This is a genomic window from Indolivaga capnocytophagoides DSM 22835, from assembly GCF_000426485.1.
Classification (GTDB): domain Bacteria; phylum Bacteroidota; class Bacteroidia; order Bacteroidales; family Dysgonomonadaceae; genus Dysgonomonas_A; species Dysgonomonas_A capnocytophagoides.
In genome coordinates this window covers 161,108-183,113 of record NZ_AUFL01000009.1, presented here as the reverse complement: position 1 = coordinate 183,113, position 22,006 = coordinate 161,108, and the positions used below count along the sequence as shown (strand labels likewise).

The following is a 22,006-nucleotide window of genomic DNA, read 5'->3' as shown; positions in this document are numbered from 1 at the left end:
TTTTGGAAGAATGTAAAAGAGAATCTCTATTTTACCTTCAGGGTCTTTTATGTCTCTTTTTATAAGCAAATGAAAGTATTTAATGATACATTTTCAGGTCATAAGAGGCTCAGATTATTATACTTGCCAAAGCAACAAATAGGTCTGTGACCTTAAAATAGAATATATTATGAATAAATTATTAGCAACAACTATTTTAGTATTCGGATCTTTAGGGTGCTTATTTGCACAATGGAAGCCCGTAGGAGATAAGATAAAAACCGATTGGGCGGCAAAGATTGATGTAACCAATGTTTTGCCTGAATATCCGAGACCAATCATGGAACGCTCCGATTGGAAAAATCTGAATGGGCTATGGGACTATGCAATTTTACCCGCAGGAAAAGCTGAACCTCAGACATTCGATGGGAAGATATTAGTTCCTTTTGCTGTCGAATCCAGTTTATCCGGAGTTCAGAAAAATGTAGGAAAAGATAATGAATTATGGTATCATCAGACCTTTACAATACCATCGGATTGGAAAGGGAAAAGTATCCTTTTGCATTTCGGGGCTGTTGATTGGAAAACAGAGGTTTTTGTAAACGACGTAAAAATAGGAAGCCATACGGGCGGTTATACTCCGTTCAGTTTTGATGTGACTCCTTATTTGACTACAGGCAGACAAAAGTTGGTAGTAAAAGTTTGGGATCCTACAACAGACGGTTTTCAGCCGGTAGGTAAACAGCATACCAATCCTCATGGCATCTGGTATACACCTGTAACGGGTATTTGGCAGACTGTATGGCTCGAACCGGTAAGCCCTCAATATATTTCACATATTAAAGCGATACCCGATATTGATAAGAATCGGTTATCAGTAGCCATTGATGCCGAAAATGTAAAATCCGCAGATACTTGGGAGGTTACCGTAAAGGACGGAAGCAATGTTGTATCTAAAGCAAAAGGGGTAGTCGGACAATCGCTGGATGTCAGTATAAATAATGTGAAGCTATGGTCTCCCGAGTCTCCTTTTATTTATGATCTGGAGATTGCTTTGTTTTCGAACGGAAAGCTTGTGGATAAAGTGAAAAGCTATTCAGCGATGCGTAAAATATCAACCAAGAAAGATGAAAATGGAATTGTACGCATGCAGTTAAACAACAAGGATTATTTCCAGTTCGGACCTTTGGATCAGGGATGGTGGCCCGATGGCTTGTATACTGCTCCAACCGATGAGGCATTAGTATATGATATTAAGAAGACTAAAGATTTCGGGTTTAATATGATTCGTAAGCATGTGAAGGTAGAGCCGGCGCGTTGGTATACCCATTGCGACCGTATCGGGATTCTTGTGTGGCAGGATATGCCCAACGGCGATAAATCTCCCGTATGGCAGAATCACAATTACTTTAATGGTACCGAATTGAAACGTTCTCCCGAATCGATTGCAAACTATTATAAAGAATGGAAAGAGATCATAGACTGTTTGGTATCCTATCCTTCTATCGTTACCTGGGTTCCTTTCAATGAAGCTTGGGGACAATTTAATACTGTCGAAACTGCTGAATGGACAAAAGCTTACGATCCTTCGAGATTAGTGAATCCTTCGAGTGGAGGCAATTTCTATTATACAGGCGATATTTTGGACTTACACAATTATCCCGGTCCTGATATGTATTTGTATGATGCCCAGAGAGCGAATGCGCTAGGTGAGTATGGAGGTATAGGTCTTCCTTTGGATGGGCATTTGTGGCAGCCTGACCGAAACTGGGGATATGTTCAGTTTAAGAATGCTAAAGAGGTCACTGATGAGTATATTAAATATGCAGAACAATTGAAGAAAATGATCAAAGCCGGATTTTCCGCTGCAGTATATACCCAAACGACTGATGTTGAGATAGAAGTAAACGGCTTGATAACTTATGACAGAAAGGTTGTTAAGGTAGATGAAGATCGTATCAGAAAGATCAATCTGGAGATTTGCAACAGTTTGAATAAATAGATCAAATATTCTGATTTGATGAAAAATGTATCCCCTGAAAAATCGTTTTTCAGGGGATACATTTTTTAGCATCTAATTACAAAGTACTGTTTTTGTCTCTGTATTCTTTTGGCGTGCATCCGTGTTTTTTCGAGAAGTTTTTGAAAAAGCTGACTCTATTGGCGAATCCTGATTTGAAGATAATCTCATCGATTGTCATCATAGTTTTGATGAGTAGATTTTCTGCTATGTACAAACGTGAATCTCTTATCATATCGCTAATGCTTATATCTCCTATCTCTTTGAGTTTACGATATAGATTACGTGAGCTCATATTCATTTCCGTAGCAATAAACTGAGCCGAAAGCTCTTTATCGGTAATATGTTTATTTATAATTTCAAGTATATCGTTTATCAGTTTCTTGTGATCTTTATGTGTCAGTTTTCCATAAGTGAAATCATAAGCACTCAACGGCGATAAGAAATAGTCCTTCAATGCTTTTTTTCGATTGATCAGCTGTTTTACAGTGGTTTTTAAATATTCTGTATTGAATGGTTTCGTTATATACACTTCCGCTCCAGCATTTATAGCCTCTATCTGACCTTCTACTTCGTGTTGTGCTGATAATAATATTAGCGGGATATGTGCCGTCTTTGAATTCGATTTTAATTTGTATGTCAGGGATATACCATCAGTTTGAGGCATCATTACATCACATAATATAATATCGGGATAGACTTTCTGTAGAATTGAATCAATATCATCTGCTCTGTCCAGTGTGATAATATTGAAAGAATCAGCAAAGATGTCACTTATCAGCCATAGCATTTCTATTTCGTCATCAATTATCAGTATGGTAGGTAAAGACTCATGAAAGGTGTATTTGGGTAAGGACTTGATAACACTTGGTTCATTAATCCTTTTTATATCCGGGAGATTTGTTATTTGCTGGAACTTCGGACTGTTTTCCGGTAAATCAGGGAGAATCACTTCGAAAGAGGTTCTTGCATTTGGTTCGCTTTTTATTTTTATCTCACCTTGTAGCAGTTTTGCCATATTGTTGGATATAACCAGTCCCAATCCATTTCTAGACCAATTATTCGAATCATTTTGATTCTCAAAATTGTCGAGAATGCTGTATCTGTCAAATATTTTGGATATGTCTTCATGCTTGATTCCTTTTCCTGTATTTGATATACTTAGGTGGATAGTATCTTCCTGCTGGAATAATGTAACCTCTATCGATCCGTTGTTGGGTGTGTATTTGAAGGCATTGGATATGAGGTTGGTTGAGATTGTTATAAATAGGTTTTTATCGGTATTCCAGTTTAATGTCTCAGGTATAAGTTTATTTATTACTATCGATTTGGATTCTGTAATATCTTGAAAAGCATTAATTATTTGATTAAGAACCGATGTCAACTCTAATTTCTCGATTTGAGGTTCTTTATACCCGGTTTCGATTCTTCGGAACTCAATAAGGTCTTGGATTAAAGAGTTGAGCCTCTCTGCATTTTGCTGGATTATATGTGTGTATTTTGTTATTTGTTTATCTACATTTTTGATACTTAATATGCGGTTGCATGGTCCGTATATTAATGTGAGAGGTGTACAAAACTCGTGGGCAATATTTGTGAAGAACCGAAGCTTAGACTCGTATACATCTTCTTTATGCTTTTGCTCCAATTGTTGGAGCATGTTATTTTTTTTCTTCTTGGCTCTGATTCTAAACGAGCGGATTATAATAAATATAAAACCGAAGGCTGCGATACAATAGAAAATATATGCCCACACAGACAGATACCATGGAGGTAGCACTTTTATTTTGATTTTATATATCGGGCTGTCTTTGCCTAATATCCGATTATGGTATTTTACCGATAATACATATTCCCCCGGACTGAAGTTGGTAAAAAAGATCTTGTTTGAAGAGCCATTTTCTATCCACTGATTATTCGAACTGTCCAGTTGGTACTGGTAGCTGTAGTTATTGCCGTCTATGTAATCGATCGCAATGAAGGACAGAGAGAAAAAATTCTGATCGAAAGACAATATCAGTTTATCTTCATCATCGCTTCGGGTTATAAAATCATTAATATTATGTTCCTTTCCTAATATTGTCAGGTCGTTGAAATATACAGGCGGCATATAATCATGCTTGACTGCACTGTCTTTACTGATAGCTACAAAACCATTAATACCTCCGAACAAAAGCAAACCTGTTTTATCATCTTTAAATGCTGCACCGTCACTAAACTCAATAACGTCTAATCCACTGAGATTATCGAATACAGTGAAGGAGAAGGTATTGAGGTCATAATTTACAAGACCTTGATTTGTGCTCAGCCAAAATGTTTCGTCAGAATCTTTTAATATGCTGTGGATAACTGTTTGTGGAAATCCCGGGGTTTCTTTCTTTTTATACGAGTTGTTACCTTTATTGTATTCTATCAATCCAAAACTGGTTCCGATAAGATATTGATCTTTCTTTCCTCTTGCTACAGAATAGATTTCATTTAAAGATCTGTTCTTTAATTTACTTACAAAGACAATAGTGTCAATTTTGAACTTTGAGGTGTTTACTGTATAAATTCCCGAGCCCCTGTTTGCGAACCACAAGTCTGTAGGTGTATCAACAAATATCGAGAAAAAATAATTGGAAGATATAGCTCCGTTATTCAATATGATATGTTTATCGGGTGTCAGTATCGGATTATTTCCATGCCATTTGAGATGAGCTCGTATTATACCCATTCCGGCAGTAGCGATCCATAATACAGAATCTTGCTCATGTATATCATGTACATATTTTATTTGGTTCTTATTGTATTCGAGTTTGATAGATTTGATCTTGTTTTCATTCTCCGAATAATAATTAATGCCTCCTTCACTTCCGATCCAAATGCCCCCATGTTTACTCTTGCTGATAGTGTAAATGGAATTATCAGCTAAAGCACTGTTACTTGTTGTATATGCTTCCGTTTTGCAATTGGCCAGATTGGCATTGATATCATAATTATATATTTTTCTTACCCCGTCGCCTTTACTGCCTATCCATAGAGTGCTGTTTCTGTCCAAATACACGGTTCTGATAGGATGTCCCATGTTTAAAGAGGAATCATGTAATTTTACCGAGCGTATAGAGTACAGGTCATTGATATAAGTATAAACACCTTGCCCGTCTGTACCGATCCAGACAATATCCTGATATCGGTCTTTTATAATGCTGAAGACTCCGCAATTTATAGGAAGTTTCTCTTTATAAAACTCATTGCCTTTTGCTCGCAGAACGAGTAGTCCGTTTGTTTTAAATCCTATGAAGTAGTCCTTATGATATTGAGTTATAGTTGATATCTCTCCGTTTTGTTTTATCTCTTTACTCAAACTATAGACAAATCTGAATGATTGGCTTTGAGCTGAGAAAACATATAAATCAGAATTTGAATCGATAATATATGCGTCATTCCCTTCCTGAAAACATTGATTTATCGGGAATTTATGTTTCATCTCTTTTTCTTTAATGATAGATATCTTACCATTGTTTTCAAAAGGGGATATATTATAGCATAAGACTGTTCCGTTTTTATTGATTATCCACATCTTATTGTTGTTGTCGATAAACATATTCTGGATGTCATTAAATTTTATGCCTTTCAAGGCAATCATTTCGAACTGTTTAGTTGATTCTGAATAAAAATAAACAGCATTGTCGGACTGTATTACGAATAGTCTATTGTAGCAGTCTGTATCGGTAAACAAAACTTGATTCTGCATATTGAAGTGTTCTAGTTCCATCAGAGTCAGGTTAACCTTATCAAATCCGTAATATGTCTGTACCCATAATATATTTTCAGTTGTTTCACTTATTTTATCGATAAGGTTTCCCGATAGGACTACTTGTTTTTCCTTGTTGCCGAATGTTTGCACATATCTGCCGTCGTATGTATTGAGTCCGTCACAGGTTCCGATCCACATCAATCCTTTTTTTGATTGGAACAGAGATGTAATAGAACTATTTGATAAGTTGTCCTTATTATTAATCTGCCTCAGATTGTATCCGTATATATGATGGTTGTATAAACAAACTATAATAAATAATAATATGGAATATTTTTTATGATATACCTTTTTCATCTTTTTGTTCTATGTAAATGTGAAAATATCTAAAACAAGAACTTGCTCTTTTAGTATTACAAAGAAATAAGTAAAAAGCAGTTATTCCTATATTAGTGCCTGAAATAAACGGTTTAGGTAGTTAATATATGCGACATTGTAGTTAATATATGCGACATTTTATGTAAAAACAGAAGACATATTATTCCTAAAAAATATAAAAAACTACATTTGAAAAAAATCTAAACTATTTGATGGATGACTATGAAACATACAATTCTTTTTTTTCTGATAAGCCTTATGTCTATGTCTGTAAAAGCAGATGTGGATTCGAAAATGCCTGTCGATTATGTTAACCCTTATATAGGGAATATTAGCCACCTTTTGGTTCCAACTTATCCTACAATACATTTGCCGAATAGCATGTTACGTGTGTATCCCGAAAGAGAAAATTATACAGGCAATAAAATAAACGGGCTGCCTATTATTGTTACAAGCCATAGAGGTAGTTCGGCTTTTAACTTGAGCCCCTTTCAAGGAGATGTTTCCAACCTGAAAAAAGTAATTCCGTTTGGATATGACAATGAGATTGTCAAACCATATTTTTATAGTGTTGATCTGGATGATTATGGTATAAATGCAGATTATGCAGTGTCTCATCAGTCGGCTATTTATGAGTTGTCTTTTACGAATAGCACCCTTCCCCCGTATTTGATGTTAAATTCAGGAAACGGGGAAATGAGTGTTGATGGTAATATTGTTAAAGGATACCAGAAATTACAGAATAATACGATTGTATACCTTTATCTTGAAATAGACAGGAACCCCGAGGATACAGGTGTAATATCAGATAATAAGTTTGATAATTCCAAGAAAGCATCGGATGGTGAGAATGCCTGTGTGGCGTTGAAATTTTCCAAAGGAGTAACCAAACTGAAAGTGAGATATGGAGTATCTTTTATCAGTTCAGAACAGGCTGCGAAAAATCTGCATCGAGAAATAAAGGATTATGATTTGAAAAGTGTTGAATCTAAAGGACGTCGGTTGTGGAATGAAACATTAGGGAAAATACAGGTTAATGGAGATGATGAAGATCAGAAAACGATTTTCTATACATCTTTATACAGAACTTATGAACGGATGATCTGTATTTCGGAGGATGGAAATTATTTTAGTGCATATGATGGAAAAGTGCACAACGATAATGGTATTCCTTTTTATACAGATGATTGGATTTGGGATACTTACCGGGCTACTCATCCGTTACGGATAATAATAGAGCCTCAGATGGAAAGTGCAATGATTAATTCGTATGTGGCAATGACTCAGCAGATGCCCCGTCCATGGATGCCTAACTTTCCCGAGGTAACCGGAGATAGCCGCCGAATGAATTCGAACCATGGTGTGGCTATGGTTGCCGATGCTTATGTGAAAGGGTTGAGAGGTTTCGATTTAGCTGAAGCATATCAGGCATGTAAGGCAGCTATTACCGAAAAGACGTTAGCTCCATGGTCGTCTAAACCTGCGGGTGTTTTAGATAGGTTTTTCAAGGATCATGGTTATTTTCCGTCATTGGCTCCGGGTGAAAGTGAAACTGTTTCCGAAGTACATGGATGGGAGCGTCGTCAGCCTGTAGCCGTAACACTAGGAACGGTGTATGACGAGTGGTGCTTAGCTCAGATTGCTAAATCTCTCAAAAAGAATGATGAATATAAATACTTTTCAGGCAGAAGTCTCAACTATCACAAAATATTTAATACAGAAACGAAGTTTTTTCATCCAAAAGATACATTTGGCAACTTCATGCCCGATCTGGATTATCGTTTTCCTCCCGGAATTGGAGGACGTGACGCTTATGACGAGAATACAGGTTTTGTTTATAAATGGGATGTACAGCATAATATAGGAGATCTTGTAGCAATGATGGGCGGCAAAAAAGCTTTTGTAGATGAACTCGAAAAAATGTATGATACTCCGTTGGGTAAAGGTCGCCCCGATTTTTATCATATTTATGCAGATCATACGGGTAATGTCGGACAATTTTCAATGGGCAACGAACCCAGTATGCATGTGCCATATTTATATAATTATGCCGGACAACCGTGGCGTACCCAAAAACGTGTCAGATCTTTATTGAAGCAATGGTTCAGAAATGATCTGATGGGTATTCCTGGTGATGAAGATGGTGGAGGGTTAACGGCTTTTGTTGTGTTTTCGCAGATAGGTTTTTATCCTGTAACACCCGGTTTACCGATGTATGTAATAGGAAGTCCGGTCTTCAGATCGGTAAAGCTGGATATCGGTAATGGAAAAACCTTTGAGGTTGAATGTGTAAATTATTCACCTGATAATAAATATATTCAGTCAGCATCACTGAATGGTAAAATTTGGAATAAATCGTGGTTCAGTCACGATGATTTGATGAAGGGCGGAAAATTGGTGTTTATTATGGGTAAACATCCTGATAAAGATTGGGCTGCTTCTGATGATGCTCTTCCTCCATCTTTTAGTATGCCGGGAAGCAGGTGATGGGTAAACTTTACAAACAAACTTATTAAATACAATTAATTAATCTAATCTTATTGATTATAAGGGAATAGAGCAGGGATAACTTCCTCTGCAGGCCATTCCTGTGTATTGTCGAATCGGTTTATGTATTAGATATTAAGGTAAATAACAATAATAGAATAGTTAAAATGGCATTGAAAAACAACTTAAAAAAAGCTTTTACAGTCCTTCTTTGTACGATTGCTTTGTCTTCTGTATCTGCTCAAAAGACAACGGAACCAATAGATTATGTGAGTACACTTACAGGTACATTGTCGAAGTTCGAGTTATCCACGGGAAATACATATCCTGCAATAGCGTTACCATGGGGAATGAACTTTTGGGTACCTCAAACAGGGAATATGGGGGACGGATGGACATATACTTATACAGCTGATAAGATCAGAGGTTTTAAACAAACCCATCAGCCCAGCCCATGGATGAATGATTACGGACAATTTTCGATTATGCCTGTCACCGGTAACTTAACTTTCGATCAGGACAGGCGAGCAAGTTGGTTTTCTCATAAATCAGAAGTAGCAAAACCTAATTATTATAAAGTTTATTTGGCCGACTATGATATAACAACCGAAATAACCCCGACAGAACGTGCAGCCATATTTCGTTTTACTTTTCCTGAAACCGATAAGGCTTATGTTATTGTTGATGCTTTTGACAGGGGATCATATGTGAAAATAATTCCTGAGGAAAAGAAAATAGTTGGTTATACTACCCGTAACAGTGGAGGTGTCCCCGAAAATTTTAAAAATTATTTTGTAGTGGAATTTGATAAACCTTTCACATACACAGCATCTGTTGCCGGAGGTATGATAAATTCTAAATCGCTAGAGAGTAAAGATAGCCATGCTGGAGGTGTAATCGGCTTTGCTACAAAACGAGGCGAAATTGTACATGCCCGTGTTGCGTCTTCATTTATCAGTCCCGAGCAGGCCGAATTGAACTTAAAAGAATTGGGTGCGGATTCATTTAATCAAGTGGCAGAGAAAGGTCGTAAAGTATGGAACGATGTATTAGGACGTATTTCTATCGAAGATGATAATACCGATCGTTTGCGTACATTTTATTCTTGTCTGTACCGTTCGGTTCTGTTTCCCCGAAGTTTTTATGAAATAAATGAGAAGGGTGAGACTGTGCATTATAGTCCTTACAACGGGCAGGTATTACCCGGATACATGTTTACCGACACCGGTTTCTGGGATACGTTCCGTTGTTTGTTTCCTTTTCTGAACCTGATGTATCCTTCGATGAACGAAAAAATGCAGGAAGGTCTTGTCAATGCTTATAAAGAGAGTGGATTTTTGCCTGAATGGGCTAGTCCGGGTCATAGAAACATTATGGTCGGAAATAATTCTGCTTCAATTGTATCGGATGCATATATCAAAGGTTTAAGAGGATATGATATCGAAACTCTCTGGGAGGCTTTGAAACATGGGGCAAATAATATGCATCCGAAAGTATCGGCATCGGGGCGTGCGGGTTATGAGTATTATAATAAATTGGGATATGTACCTGATAACGTAGGCTGGGGACAGTCTGCTGCACGTACTCTTGAGTATGCCTATGATGACTGGACTATTTACCAGCTAGGAAAAAAACTGAATAAACCCCAGTCCGAAATAGAAATTTATGCCAAGCGTGCCATGAATTATAAAAACCTGTATAATCCTCAATACAAATTAATGACAGGACGAAGTGACAATGGTGAGTTCGATAAGAACTTTGTCGCTGAAGATTGGAGTGGAGCTTTTTGTGAAGGTAACAGCTGGCATTGGAGTTTCTGTGTTTTTCACGATCCTCAAGGTTTAATAGACCTGATGGGGGGAAGAAAAGAATTTATCACAATGATGGATTCTGTATTTATTGTTCCCGGAAATAAAGGGATGGAAAGTCGGGGTATAATCCATGAAATGCGTGAAATGCAGGTGATGAATATGGGGCAATATGCTCATGGTAATCAGCCTATACAGCACATGATTTACTTATATAATTATGCAGCTGAACCTTGGAAAGGTCAATACTTGGTACGTGAGGTTATGGACAAACTGTATTCTTATACTCCTGACGGGTATTGTGGTGATGAAGATAACGGACAGACCTCGGCATGGTATGTATTTTCGGCATTGGGATTTTATACTGTATGCCCGGGTACCGATCAGTATGTGATAGGATCTCCGATATTCAAATCTGCAACATTGAATCTGGAAAATGGAAAAAAGGTTATCATAAAATCAAATAATACAAGCTCAAATAACCGCTATATAGCTTCTATGAAGCTCAATGGAAAGGTATATACCAAAAACTATCTGACACACAAAGATTTATTAGATGGAGCCAGCATTGTTTTCGATATGTCTTCTGTGCCAAATAAGCAAAGAGGTATATCTCAGTCAGATGCGCCCTATTCGTTTTCGGATGAACTGAAAAGGTAGGCATTATAAACCTAATTTAATTTAATATGAATCTATGAAAAGAAAGAAAGTAAAACAAGGTGTTCTTTCCTCTATTCGGGGATGTATATTATTGGCAGTATTTTTCCTTTCGGTAAATGTCTCCCAATTGTATGCATACAAGGGTAATGAAGTAACTGTGCAGGAGGTCAAGCAATCTAATGTTACAGTGAAAGGGAAAGTACTCGATAGTAAGACTAAAGAGACACTTATAGGAGTCGCTATAATTGTAAAAGGTGTTGAAAAATCGGGTGTTATTACAGACATAAATGGAGAATTTAGTGTAAATGTTCCGTATGCGAACGCAACACTGGTATTTTCGTACCTTGGATATCGTCCGACCGAAGTTCAATTAAATGGACGCAGGCAAATAGATGTTGAACTTACGGAAGATTCCAGAGCCTTGGATGAGGTTGTAGTTGTAGGATATACCACTCAAAAGAGAGAGAATATTACTGGAGCGGTATCTACTATTACTACAAAAGATTTGGTTCAAAGCCCGACCGCTAATATAAACAATGCATTGGCTGGGCGTTTACCCGGTATGATTGTCAATCAGTTTAGTGGAGGTGAACCAGGAGTGGATAAGTCGGAATTATTTATTCGGGGTAAATCTACTTATGGAGATCAGTCTCCCATCGTTATCGTGGACGGTATAGAACGGGATATGTCGTATTTATCGGCAAACGAGATAGAAAGTTTTACTATACTTAAAGATGCTGCATCGACAGCACCATACGGTATTCGTGGAGCTAACGGAGTTATCGTTATTACAACCAAGCGTGGTGAAGCTACCGAAAAGGCTACTGTTAATTTTAAGGCGTCGTTAGGTTTTAACAGACCGACCAAGCTCCCCGAGTTGTTGGGCTCTGCAGACTATGCCATGTTGTATAATGAGGCAAAACGCAATGATGCTTTGATGGAAGGAGGTACGCCTACCAATTTGTTTACTGATCAGGCTATTGCTGATTTCAGAAATGGGTTGGGATATAATAATGATTATTTTGATTACCTTTTTAAAACAGGTATTCAGCAAGAATATAACCTGTCGGTAAGAGGAGGGTCGAAAGTTGCACGTTATTATGTAATGGCAGGGTATACAGATCAGGGAACCAATTTAAAGCATGTCGATTTATCAGCTTTTGATGCTTCTGCATCTTTTAAAAAATACAATTTCAGATCTAATATTGATATTAATATAACAGACAAATTTTGGATTAAATTAGATCTGGGGGCTCGTATGACAGACAGAGGTTCGCCCGGTACATCAGCCGAACGTTTGGTAACCATTGCCATGACCCAGCCTCCCTATCTTCCGATATTTGTAGAGCAGAATGATAATGAATCTAACAGCAAATATTATGTAAATAACCCTAAAGGTATGCTTTATGGTGATCAGATTTATCGGTATAATATCAATGGAGAGCTTACCCGTACAGGATATACCCAACAAAAAGTAACCCAGATAGAAAGCAGCTTTTCTATGGGATACGATCTGGACTTTATAACAAAAGGATTGAAGGTCGCCGGAACTTTTTCGTATGATGATAAGAATGACGAGTGGATCAACCGTAATCTGGGAACTTATGACGATGGATATCGTAAATACCCTAAATATGCCACATTTATGCCTGTTGACAGTGAAGGTGGCAGAGATGTGTATATGACTCCGGGAAATTATGCAGGAGCTTATAAAACCGGAAATAAATATGAAATAGATCAGACTATAGGTAATGGTGTGGATATCAAAAATCCGGCTCATCGAACTTACTATCAATTGCGCTTGACCTATAATAATAAATTTGCGGATAAGCATTCGGTCGCGGGCTTGCTCTTACTCAACCGATCGAATGAAAATGTGTACAGCGGAAGTGAAGGATCGAGAAATGCAAAACCAAACCGTCGCTATCAGGGATTGACCGGGCAGTTCACTTATAATTTCGAAGATCGCTATTTTACAGAATTTAATTTCGGATATAATGGTTCCGAAAATTTCGCGAAAGAAAAACGCTATGGATTCTTTCCTGCCGGTTCTATCGGATGGATGATATCCAATGAAAAATTTATGGAAGGAACCAGAGGATGGCTCGATCAGTTTAAACTGAGAGGTTCTTATGGTTTGGTTGGAAGTGATAAATTACCGGGAGACAATCGTTTTGGATATCTCCAATTTTACGGGGGCTCTAGCGGAACAAATTTCGGATATCCAAGCTTTGGATCGGGTGTGAATGGTTTAAATGAAGGAACACTGGCAAACACTGCTTTGACATGGGAAAAAGCGAAAAAACTCAACTTGGGGCTGGATGCCATGTTTTTGGATCAGCGATTGAAAATTTCATTTGATTATTTCCATGAAGATCGGTATGATATATTGACAACGCTGGATGATGATAAAATGGGATTTCCGTCTATTGTCGGCAAAGATGCACCTCCATTGAATGTGGGCAAAGTAAAGAATCATGGTATAGAGTTTGAAGTTACATGGTCAGATAAGATTGGAAAAGACTTCAGGTATTTCATAAAGCCGAATTTTTCTTTTGCACGTAACAAGTTGATCTATAATGGCGAAATACAATATCCTAATTCGTGGAGAGGCGAAACAGGCAAGTCTTTATATTTGAATTATGTGTATGATTTTGACCATTTTGTGAAAGATCAGGCGGAAGCCGACGCTCTTAATGCTTCCGGATATCAAGGTGTGTTTACAAACAAACTAATTCCGGGAGATGCAGTTTACAAAGATCTGGACGGAGACGGTAAAATAACAGATATAGGAGACCGTAAAGCTATGGGGCATCCTCGTAGTCCCGAGATTCAATTCGGATTGCCGATAACTCTTCAATATAAAGATTTTGATTTTAGTGTGTTATTTCAAGGTGCTTTAAATTCTTCTATCATGCTGAAAGATGCAGCTATTTGGGATTTCCCTAATTTCGATCAGGATAAAACAGGGTCTGTAACTCCTTATCACCTAAAGAACAGATGGACGCCCGAAACTGCTGAAACTGCTAAGTACCCGGCTCTTCATATAGGAACTCATACTAATAATAAGAATTCGAACAGCAGTTTATTCTTGTATGATGGTAAATATCTGAGACTGAAAAACATAGAAGTTGGGTACACTTTGCCGCGTCGTGTAATAAAGTTTGCCGGATTGAGTAATGTAAGGGTATATGCTCAGGGACAAAATTTATTGACTTTTGACAAATTAGGAGATTCGAACCTCGACCCCGAAGTTGGTAATACCAGTGGATATTGGTATCCGGTATTGAAGGTGTTTAATTTTGGAATTGACGTAACATTTTAACAACTGAATGAAGATGAAAAACATTAAATATATATTAAGAAGCTCTCTGCTGGCATGTTCACTGCTGTTATCTTCATGCAGTGATTATCTGGATATGCTGCCCGATGACCAGAAAACCGAGCAAGAGGTGTTTAGTCAGTACAGCTCGGTAAATGAGCTGGTTGCGAATGCTTATGATAAAACCAATGGAGCAAACAGGATACTGACATTTTTCAATCACTTTTCATCGGCTGCTGTTACAGACGAAGCCGAAGGCTCTACTGTGGAAGGAAATATTACTAACCGTTTCAATAACGGAGACTGGAGTATAACAGATCTTCCGGGAAGTGCCGGGCAGTATTGGTGGGATTTGTACGAGGGAATCAGAAAGACAAATGTGATATTATCAGGTGTAGCGAAATATAATACACCTGATAATCCTCTAGGAGCAGGAGATCTGGAAAAACGAATTGGTGAAACATATTTTCTTCGTGCCTATTTTCACTATTTGCTACTTCGTATGTATGGAGAAGCTCCGTATATCGATTATGTAGTAGACCCTAATCAGGCGATGGATTTTAAACAAATCTCGGCACATGAGATGGTTGAGAAAATTATAACTGATGCTCAGGAATCCTATAAGAGAGTTCCTGCATCATGGAATAAATCGTCAGCTGATTTTGGACGGGTGGATCAGGGTGCCTGCCTTGGGCTTATTGCTTCGGCTCGGTGGATTGTAGCTACTCCTTTATATAATGGAGCTGCATCTTATGGATATAAGGGGACCCGTATATTCGAAAGCGAGTATAGTACATATGATGCAAATCGTTGGGTTGCTGTTCGCGATGCCGCAAAAGCTCTACTGGACTTTAAGTTTAATGGAGAACCTCGTTACAAACTTTATACAAGTTATACGAATCAGGATTTTAAAGATGATTCAGGTAATGATATGAACAACTCTACAGTGTATACACGTTTGTGGAAAATGTTTTTCGATCCGGAAGCTTATGCTGATGAATACGTCTTTTTCAGACCGAATGAAAAAGATCAGGGCTGGTTTGGAGATATATTTCCGCCAAGTAAGAGAGGAAGCTCTCGTCTGCAGCCTGTACAGGAGCAAGTAGATGAATATGAGTATATCAGTCCTGATGGATATGGTTATCCAATTTATTCTGATCAGGCAATAAAGGATGGTTATGATGATGGAAATCCTTATATGTCAGTAAAAAGAGACCCTCGTTTCTATCGGGATATTGTATTTCATGGAGCTCCGTTCAGAGATGGAAGTAATAACAAAGAGATTATTAATACCTCTACAGGTTCGGATCGTATAGGAGCATCCAATGCTACGACTACCGGTTATTATTTAAGAAAATGGCTTATAGAATCATATAACTTCTCGGGTAGTTATAAATTGACGGGCGCAATATGGAGATTACCCGAGTTTATGTATATGTATGCCGAAGCGGTAAATGAAATATCAGGACCTAATCAGGAAATTTACGATTTGGTAAATAAAGTGAGGGCACGTTCTTTTATGGCTCCGATGCCTGCCGCCTGTAAAACAAATAAAGAACTGATGAAAGAGTATATCAAGCGTGAACGCCGAGTTGAGTTTTTCTATGAAAATAAGAGAATGTTTGAAACCCGTTTATATCTTGAACCGAATAATGAAACCGAAGTTACAAGAGAGAAAGAATGGTTGGCTTCAGGCACGGATAATACGACTCGTTCTCAGAAATATTGGGCTGTTTATCACAAACCGTATCCCAGAACTCAGCATATGATAAATGGGATGAGAGCAGTGGAGGATCCGAATGGAAAGATTGAGATTAACGGTGTTAAATATCGCATGGAACGCTTCTGTAAGGAAACCCGTGTATTCGAAACGCCCAAACATTATTTGTTCCCGATAATGCAGGCCGAATTACAAAAGTGTCCGACATTAGTACAAAATCCAGGATGGTAACCCTGTATATCCAAACACAGGTATTGATTAAATTAGAGTATTATTAAATATTTGAAACGAAGCGGGGTAGAGGTTATTATTCTATCCTGCTTTATCTCTATTCTTGAATAATAATAAAAGTAAAGTGTTGTTTATGAGAAAGATGAATCTGATAAAATTATTTTTCATATCATTGACCCTAGTGTCGTGTGTAAATTCTTCTCTTTCAGGGAAAGAAACAGACTCGAATAAAGATAATATGTTGCCCGAATGGGCTTTCGGAGGTTTTGTCCGTCCCGAGGGGGTGAATCCCATTATAGAACCCGATTCTACAGTGAAGTTCTTCTGTCCAATGAGAAAAGATTCAGTAGGCTGGGAGGAAAGTGATACATTTAATCCTGCAGCAGTAGTCAAAGACGGGAAAATATATGTATTATACCGTGCCGAAGATAATTCGGCGACAGGTATAGGTAAGAGGACTTCCCGTATAGGGTTGGCTGAAAGTACCAATGGCCTGAAAATGACGAGAGGTAAAACTCCCGTATTATATCCTGCAGAAGACAATGCCAAGGAGTTTGAATGGGAAGGAGGTTGTGAAGATCCCAGGGTGGTTGTAACCGAAGACGGTACATATGTGATGATGTATACTGCGTGGAACAGACAGGTTCCCAGATTGTGTGTGGCAACATCAAAAGATTTGTTGGAGTGGACTAAACACGGACCTGTTTTTGCTCAGGCATACGAAGGCAGGTTTAAAGATCTTGAAAGTAAGTCGGCATCTATTGTAACGAAGATTGTCGATGGTAAACAGATTGTAGCCAAAATTAATGGTAAATATATGATGTATTGGGGCGAAAAAATGGTTAATTTAGCTACATCGGATGATCTGGTCAACTGGACTCCCCAACTGAATGAAAAAAATGAACTGAAAGGGTTGATTTATCCCAGATATAAATATTTTGACAGTGACCTTACCGAATGTGGCCCTCCGGCAATTATAACCGATCATGGCATATTGTTGTTGTATAATGGTAAAAACAGGATAGATGACAGGCGTGACTATCGGTTTAATGCCGGAACTTATAGTGCAGGTCAGGTTCTTTTTGATCTGAATAATCCGGATAAAGTGCTTGCTCGTCTGGATGTGCCTTTTTTCCGTCCTATAGCCGATTTCGAGAAGAGCGGTCAGTATGCTGATGGAACAGTGTTTATCGAAGGTTTGGCTTATTTGAATAATAAATGGTTTTTATACTATGGATGTGCAGACTCCAAGGTCGGAGTTGCAATATATGATCCTGCAAAAAAAACAGCAGGAGATCCGATAGAATAATCTTTATAAATAAAATACGATGAGGAAGAGTTTTTTTTCATTTGTAGCAGTCGTTTTCTGTGTATTCTGTTTGAATGCACAGAATCTCACTGTTGCAACGTTTAATGTTCGAAATGATAGCAATACGGAAGATGCAAAGAACGGTAATGGTTGGTCGCAACGTTATCCGTACATCGCTCAAATGATCCTTTTTAATGGATTTGATGTATTCGGAGCGCAGGAGGTTTTGCATCATCAGTTAAATGATCTGCTTGGCAGTTTACCCGGATATGATTATATCGGGGTGGGGCGTGATGACGGTAAAACAGCCGGAGAGTATGCTCCCATATTTTATAAAAAAGAGAAGGTTGAGCTGATCAAAACAGGTAACTTTTGGTTATCGCAGCAAACCGAATTTCCGAATAAGGGATGGGATGCCGTTTTGCCCCGTATTTGTACATGGGGAGAATTTAAGGATAAAGATGGAAAATTCCGTTTTTGGTTTTTTAATCTGCATATGGATCATGTCGGTGTTATAGCTCGTCAGGAAAGTGCAAAATTAGTTTTATCCAAAATAAAAGAAATGTGCGGAAATGATCCTGTTATACTAACAGGTGATTTTAATGTTGATCAGACTCATGAGAGTTACAGACTTTTGAATGAATCGGGAGTTTTAAATGATTCATTCGAGAAAGCTCAAATACGCTATGCTCTCAATGGTACGTTTAATGCATGGGATCCTGATCTGAAGACGGATAGCCGTATTGATCATGTATTTGTGACAAATTCATTTGTTGTAAATAAATATGGGGTATTGACCGATACTTACCGTTCACCTCGTGTCGATTCAAAAACAGTTCAATCCGGAAATTTTCCGAAAGAAGTATCTCTGAAAGAATACGATGTCCGTTTGTTATCTGATCATTTCCCGGTTCGGGTAGAGCTTACTTTTGATAAGAAAAAGAAATAAGTTATATGAGCTCTGATTGTTTTTTTATCTATATAGAAAGTCATGAGCCAGTCAGTTAGTCAGAAAAAGGTAACTTATGGAAAAACACAGGAAGGTTGTAACTTTTGTAACCTTTTGGGGAAATGAAGATTGGTCAGTGTTAACTGACTTAATAACCCCAAGCCCCATCAGGGATAAAGTGTCACAATATAAAGTGTACCCTTTTCGTGGAACCTTTGTAACCTTTTTTATGTAATGTATTGAATAGTAGTTGAAAGATGTTGAAGTCAAATAGTGAGAATTTATGATGAGGAAAAAGATAATAGTGTTTTTATATACCATAATATTGTCGGTTTGTACGGTAACTGCTCAACAGAGGTTAATTGACTATGTAAACCCGATGGTTGGGACGAAAAGCATGGGGCATACTTTCCCCGGAGCATGTTCTCCATTTGGATTGGTGCAGCTGAGCCCTGATACCGAAATGATCCCTCACAATATAGACGGCAAGTATCAGCCCGATGCCTATAAATATTGTGCGGGATATCAGTATGACGATCCTACTATTATCGGATTCAGTCATACTCACCTGAATGGAACAGGGCATTCCGATCTGGGAGATATACTTATTATGCCTACTACAGGAGACGTAAATCTCGATATGGGATCATCCGATGATAGTTCGAAAGGATACAGGTCTCACTATAGTCATCAGAATGAACATGCCGAAGCGGGTTATTATTCAGTATTGTTGGACGATTATCAGGTCAATGCTGAATTAACGGCGACCGAACGTACCGGAGTTCATCGGTATACATTTCCTAAGGGAACAGATACGGGACATATTATATTAGACCTTACTTATGGTATTTATAACTATGATGGTAAGGTACTCATGTCTAATTTGAGAGTAGAGGATGAATATACACTAACCGGCTACCGTATTACACGGGGATGGTCGAGAATGAACTATACATATTTTGCAGTGAAATTCTCTAAACCCATAAAGAATTATGGATGCCGCAATGCCGAAAAGCCAAAGTATGTTGGTTGGTGGCGTAAGTTCAAGATGGAAGATAATTTTCCGGAAATGTTCGGACAAAAGTTAACTGCGTTTTTTGATTTTGATTTTACGGATAACAAACCTTTGGAGATAAAGGTTGCTCTTTCTCCTGTCGATTGTTCAGGAGCTCTGAATAATCTGGAGACAGAAACTGCTGGCAGGTCTTTTGATGAGATTAAAGCTGGAGTACAGAGTAAATGGGAAAAAGAACTGGGGGGATTGAAAGTCGATGCGGATGATAACCGTAAGAGGATTTTTTACACGGCTCTTTACCGAACAATGATAAATCCGTCGGTATATCAGGATGTTGATGGACGTTATCGGGGAGTTGACCATAATATACATCAATCGGAAGACGGAGCTACCAACTATACCGTATTTTCGGTGTGGGATACTTATCGGGCAGAACATCCTTTATTGAACCTGATTAAACGTAGTTACAGTAAACAGATTGTCAATTCGATGCTCAATCATTATAAGCAGAGTGTACATGGTGCACTGCCTATTTGGTCGCTGATGGGAAATGAAAATTGGTGTATGATTGGTTATCATTCGGTATCGGTTGTATCAGATGCTATTGCCAAAGGAATTGATATAGACAAAGATCTGGCATTGAAAGCTTGTATAAGCAGCTCCAATGTAGATTATTATGATGGAATAGGTGCTTATAAGAAATACGGGTATGTCCCTTCGGATTTTAGTGGTGTATCGGCATCTGTAACTATGGAGTATTCCTATGATGACTGGACTATTGCCGAGCTGGCAAAGCATATCGGAAAACAGGATGTGACTGACCAATATACAAAGCGGGCACATAGTTACCGAAATGTGTTTGATCCGTCTATAGGTTTTGCCCGCCCAAAGGATAAAGAGGGAGTGTTTCAATCTCCTTTCGATTTGTTGGATACCCATAATCAGGGCTTTATAGAAGGTAATTCGTGGAATTATTCGTTTTATGTGCCGCATGATGTAAATGGTTTGATAAACGAAATGGGTGGTGACAAGCGTTTTGTTCAACGGCTCGATTCTTTGTTTACAATGCATCTTCCCGAGAAATATTATAAGGACAATGAGGATATTAACGAAGAGGGTTTGATGGGTAATTATGTACATGGAAATGAACCGAGCCATCATGTCGCTTATTTATATGCATGGACTTCTCAGCCGTGGAAAGCTCAATCCCGTTTACATGAAATTATGAATAAAATGTATCGGAACAAAGTCGACGGACTTTGCGGAAATGACGACTGCGGACAGATGTCGGCTTGGTATGTATTCTCCTCAATGGGCTTCTATCCCGTATGCCCTGGGTCTGATCAGTATATCTTAGGATCTCCTAATGCGAAAAGTATTACCCTGAATCTTGAAAATGGCAATACCTTTAAAATATCAGCTCCTAAAATGGACGATAAGAATGTATATATACAATCGGTTTGGCTGGATGGTAAACCTTATAATAAGGCTTACATAACACATGCAGATATAATGAAGGGTGGAGAACTTCGTTTCGAGATGTCATCCAAGCCGAATAAAAAAAGAGTATTCTCGGCTGCAGAGAAACCATATTCATTAACCCAAACCTTACAATGAAAAACATCAGTATATTAATTCTTTTATTGAATTTCTATCATTTAGTATATGCCCAAAAATGGGAGAGTCCGAAATGGGAAACTTTTAAGTACCCCGAAATAAATTTCCAGAATAAAGCGGAAAATACCGAAGGCTGGAAAATCTATAAGCGTATAGTTCCTGATCCCGAAACGTTTATACAGCAGCATGCGCTATGGGTTGCACAAACTCTTTACTGGTCAGCATCTGATTCTATACCTAATGTCGAAAAGATAGAATATACACTTGAAGATGTAGATGGTATATCGGCTAAAGGAGGTCAGCCTCCTGTCGTGAATATATTCTATAGTTCCCGATGGGTTGAGAAGTCCGAAACATCGGAAGGGGATGATAAAGTACTTTACGAAACTCGTGGAGTTTTGTATCATGAACTTTCTCATGCTTTTCAGCTTGAGCCTCAGGGGGCAGGTACTTATAAGCAGGGAACGGAATTCTGGGTTTTTATAGAAGGTATGGCTGATGCAGTACGTTATCATAACGGTTTTTTTCCTGTTAGCAGCCGAAAAGCTGGTGGACACTGGATGGATGGCTACCGCACAACCGGATTCTTCCTTGAATGGTTGACTTGCAAGGATCCTGACTTTTTGAGGAAATTCAATAAATCTACATTGGAAGTCATACCGTGGAGTTTTGATAAAGCAATGAAGCATGTTTTTGGTGATCAGGTGACAACTGACAGCCTATGGGATGAGTATCAGGTGTTTTTGAAAAAATAAGGAGTGAAAATAGAAAA

At 38.2% G+C, this 22,006-nt stretch carries 10 protein-coding genes; 9 read left to right on the top strand and 1 reads right to left on the bottom strand.

All coding sequences use genetic code 11. The annotated features are described in order from the left end of the window. Window positions 1–169 precede the first annotated feature (169 nt). Window positions 170–1,981: a glycoside hydrolase family 2 protein gene (locus K322_RS0104815; RefSeq protein WP_026625862.1), complete on the top strand. Its 1,812-nt coding sequence runs from the start codon at window positions 170–172 to the stop codon at window positions 1,979–1,981. A gap of 76 nt (window positions 1,982–2,057) precedes the next feature. Here the strand turns inward: K322_RS0104815 and K322_RS0104810 are convergent, their stop codons facing one another. Continuing rightward, window positions 2,058–6,095, bottom strand: coding sequence for a hybrid sensor histidine kinase/response regulator transcription factor (locus K322_RS0104810; RefSeq protein ID WP_026625861.1), 4,038 nt, complete (start codon window positions 6,093–6,095; stop codon window positions 2,058–2,060). A gap of 243 nt (window positions 6,096–6,338) precedes the next feature. Here K322_RS0104810 and K322_RS0104805 point away from each other — a divergent pair, with 243 nt between their 5' ends. From K322_RS0104805 to K322_RS0104770, 8 genes are all read left to right on the top strand, one after another. Continuing rightward, complete coding sequence (locus K322_RS0104805; protein WP_026625860.1) at window positions 6,339–8,603, top strand: GH92 family glycosyl hydrolase; 2,265 nt, start codon at window positions 6,339–6,341, stop codon at window positions 8,601–8,603. A gap of 167 nt (window positions 8,604–8,770) precedes the next feature. Then, on the top strand, window positions 8,771–11,071 hold the full coding sequence (locus K322_RS0104800; protein ID WP_051290640.1) for a GH92 family glycosyl hydrolase: 2,301 nt from the start codon (window positions 8,771–8,773) through the stop codon (window positions 11,069–11,071). Between the two features lie 34 nt (window positions 11,072–11,105). Then, window positions 11,106–14,396, top strand: a complete 3,291-nt coding sequence (locus tag K322_RS18595) for a SusC/RagA family TonB-linked outer membrane protein (RefSeq protein ID WP_084158509.1) — start codon at window positions 11,106–11,108, stop codon at window positions 14,394–14,396. Window positions 14,397–14,409: 13 nt separating this feature from the next. Further along, window positions 14,410–16,344 carry a RagB/SusD family nutrient uptake outer membrane protein gene (locus K322_RS0104790; RefSeq protein WP_026625858.1) on the top strand — a complete coding sequence of 645 codons (1,935 nt, stop codon included), beginning with the start codon at window positions 14,410–14,412 and terminating at the stop codon, window positions 16,342–16,344. Between the two features lie 133 nt (window positions 16,345–16,477). Beyond that, window positions 16,478–17,653: a glycoside hydrolase family 130 protein gene (locus tag K322_RS0104785; protein ID WP_026625857.1), complete on the top strand. Its 1,176-nt coding sequence runs from the start codon at window positions 16,478–16,480 to the stop codon at window positions 17,651–17,653. A 19-nt stretch (window positions 17,654–17,672) separates the two neighbouring features. Then, complete coding sequence (locus tag K322_RS0104780) at window positions 17,673–18,602, top strand: endonuclease/exonuclease/phosphatase family protein (RefSeq protein WP_026625856.1); 930 nt, start codon at window positions 17,673–17,675, stop codon at window positions 18,600–18,602. Between the two features lie 283 nt (window positions 18,603–18,885). Continuing rightward, the gene (locus K322_RS0104775) at window positions 18,886–21,234 is read left to right on the top strand and encodes a GH92 family glycosyl hydrolase (RefSeq protein WP_026625855.1); all 2,349 of its coding nucleotides are present in this window, start codon (window positions 18,886–18,888) and stop codon (window positions 21,232–21,234) included. Further along, on the top strand, window positions 21,231–21,989 hold the full coding sequence (locus K322_RS0104770) for a basic secretory protein-like protein (protein ID WP_026625854.1): 759 nt from the start codon (window positions 21,231–21,233) through the stop codon (window positions 21,987–21,989). Before K322_RS0104775 ends, K322_RS0104770 begins: the two co-directional genes overlap by 4 nt. Window positions 21,990–22,006: the final 17 nt, after the last annotated feature.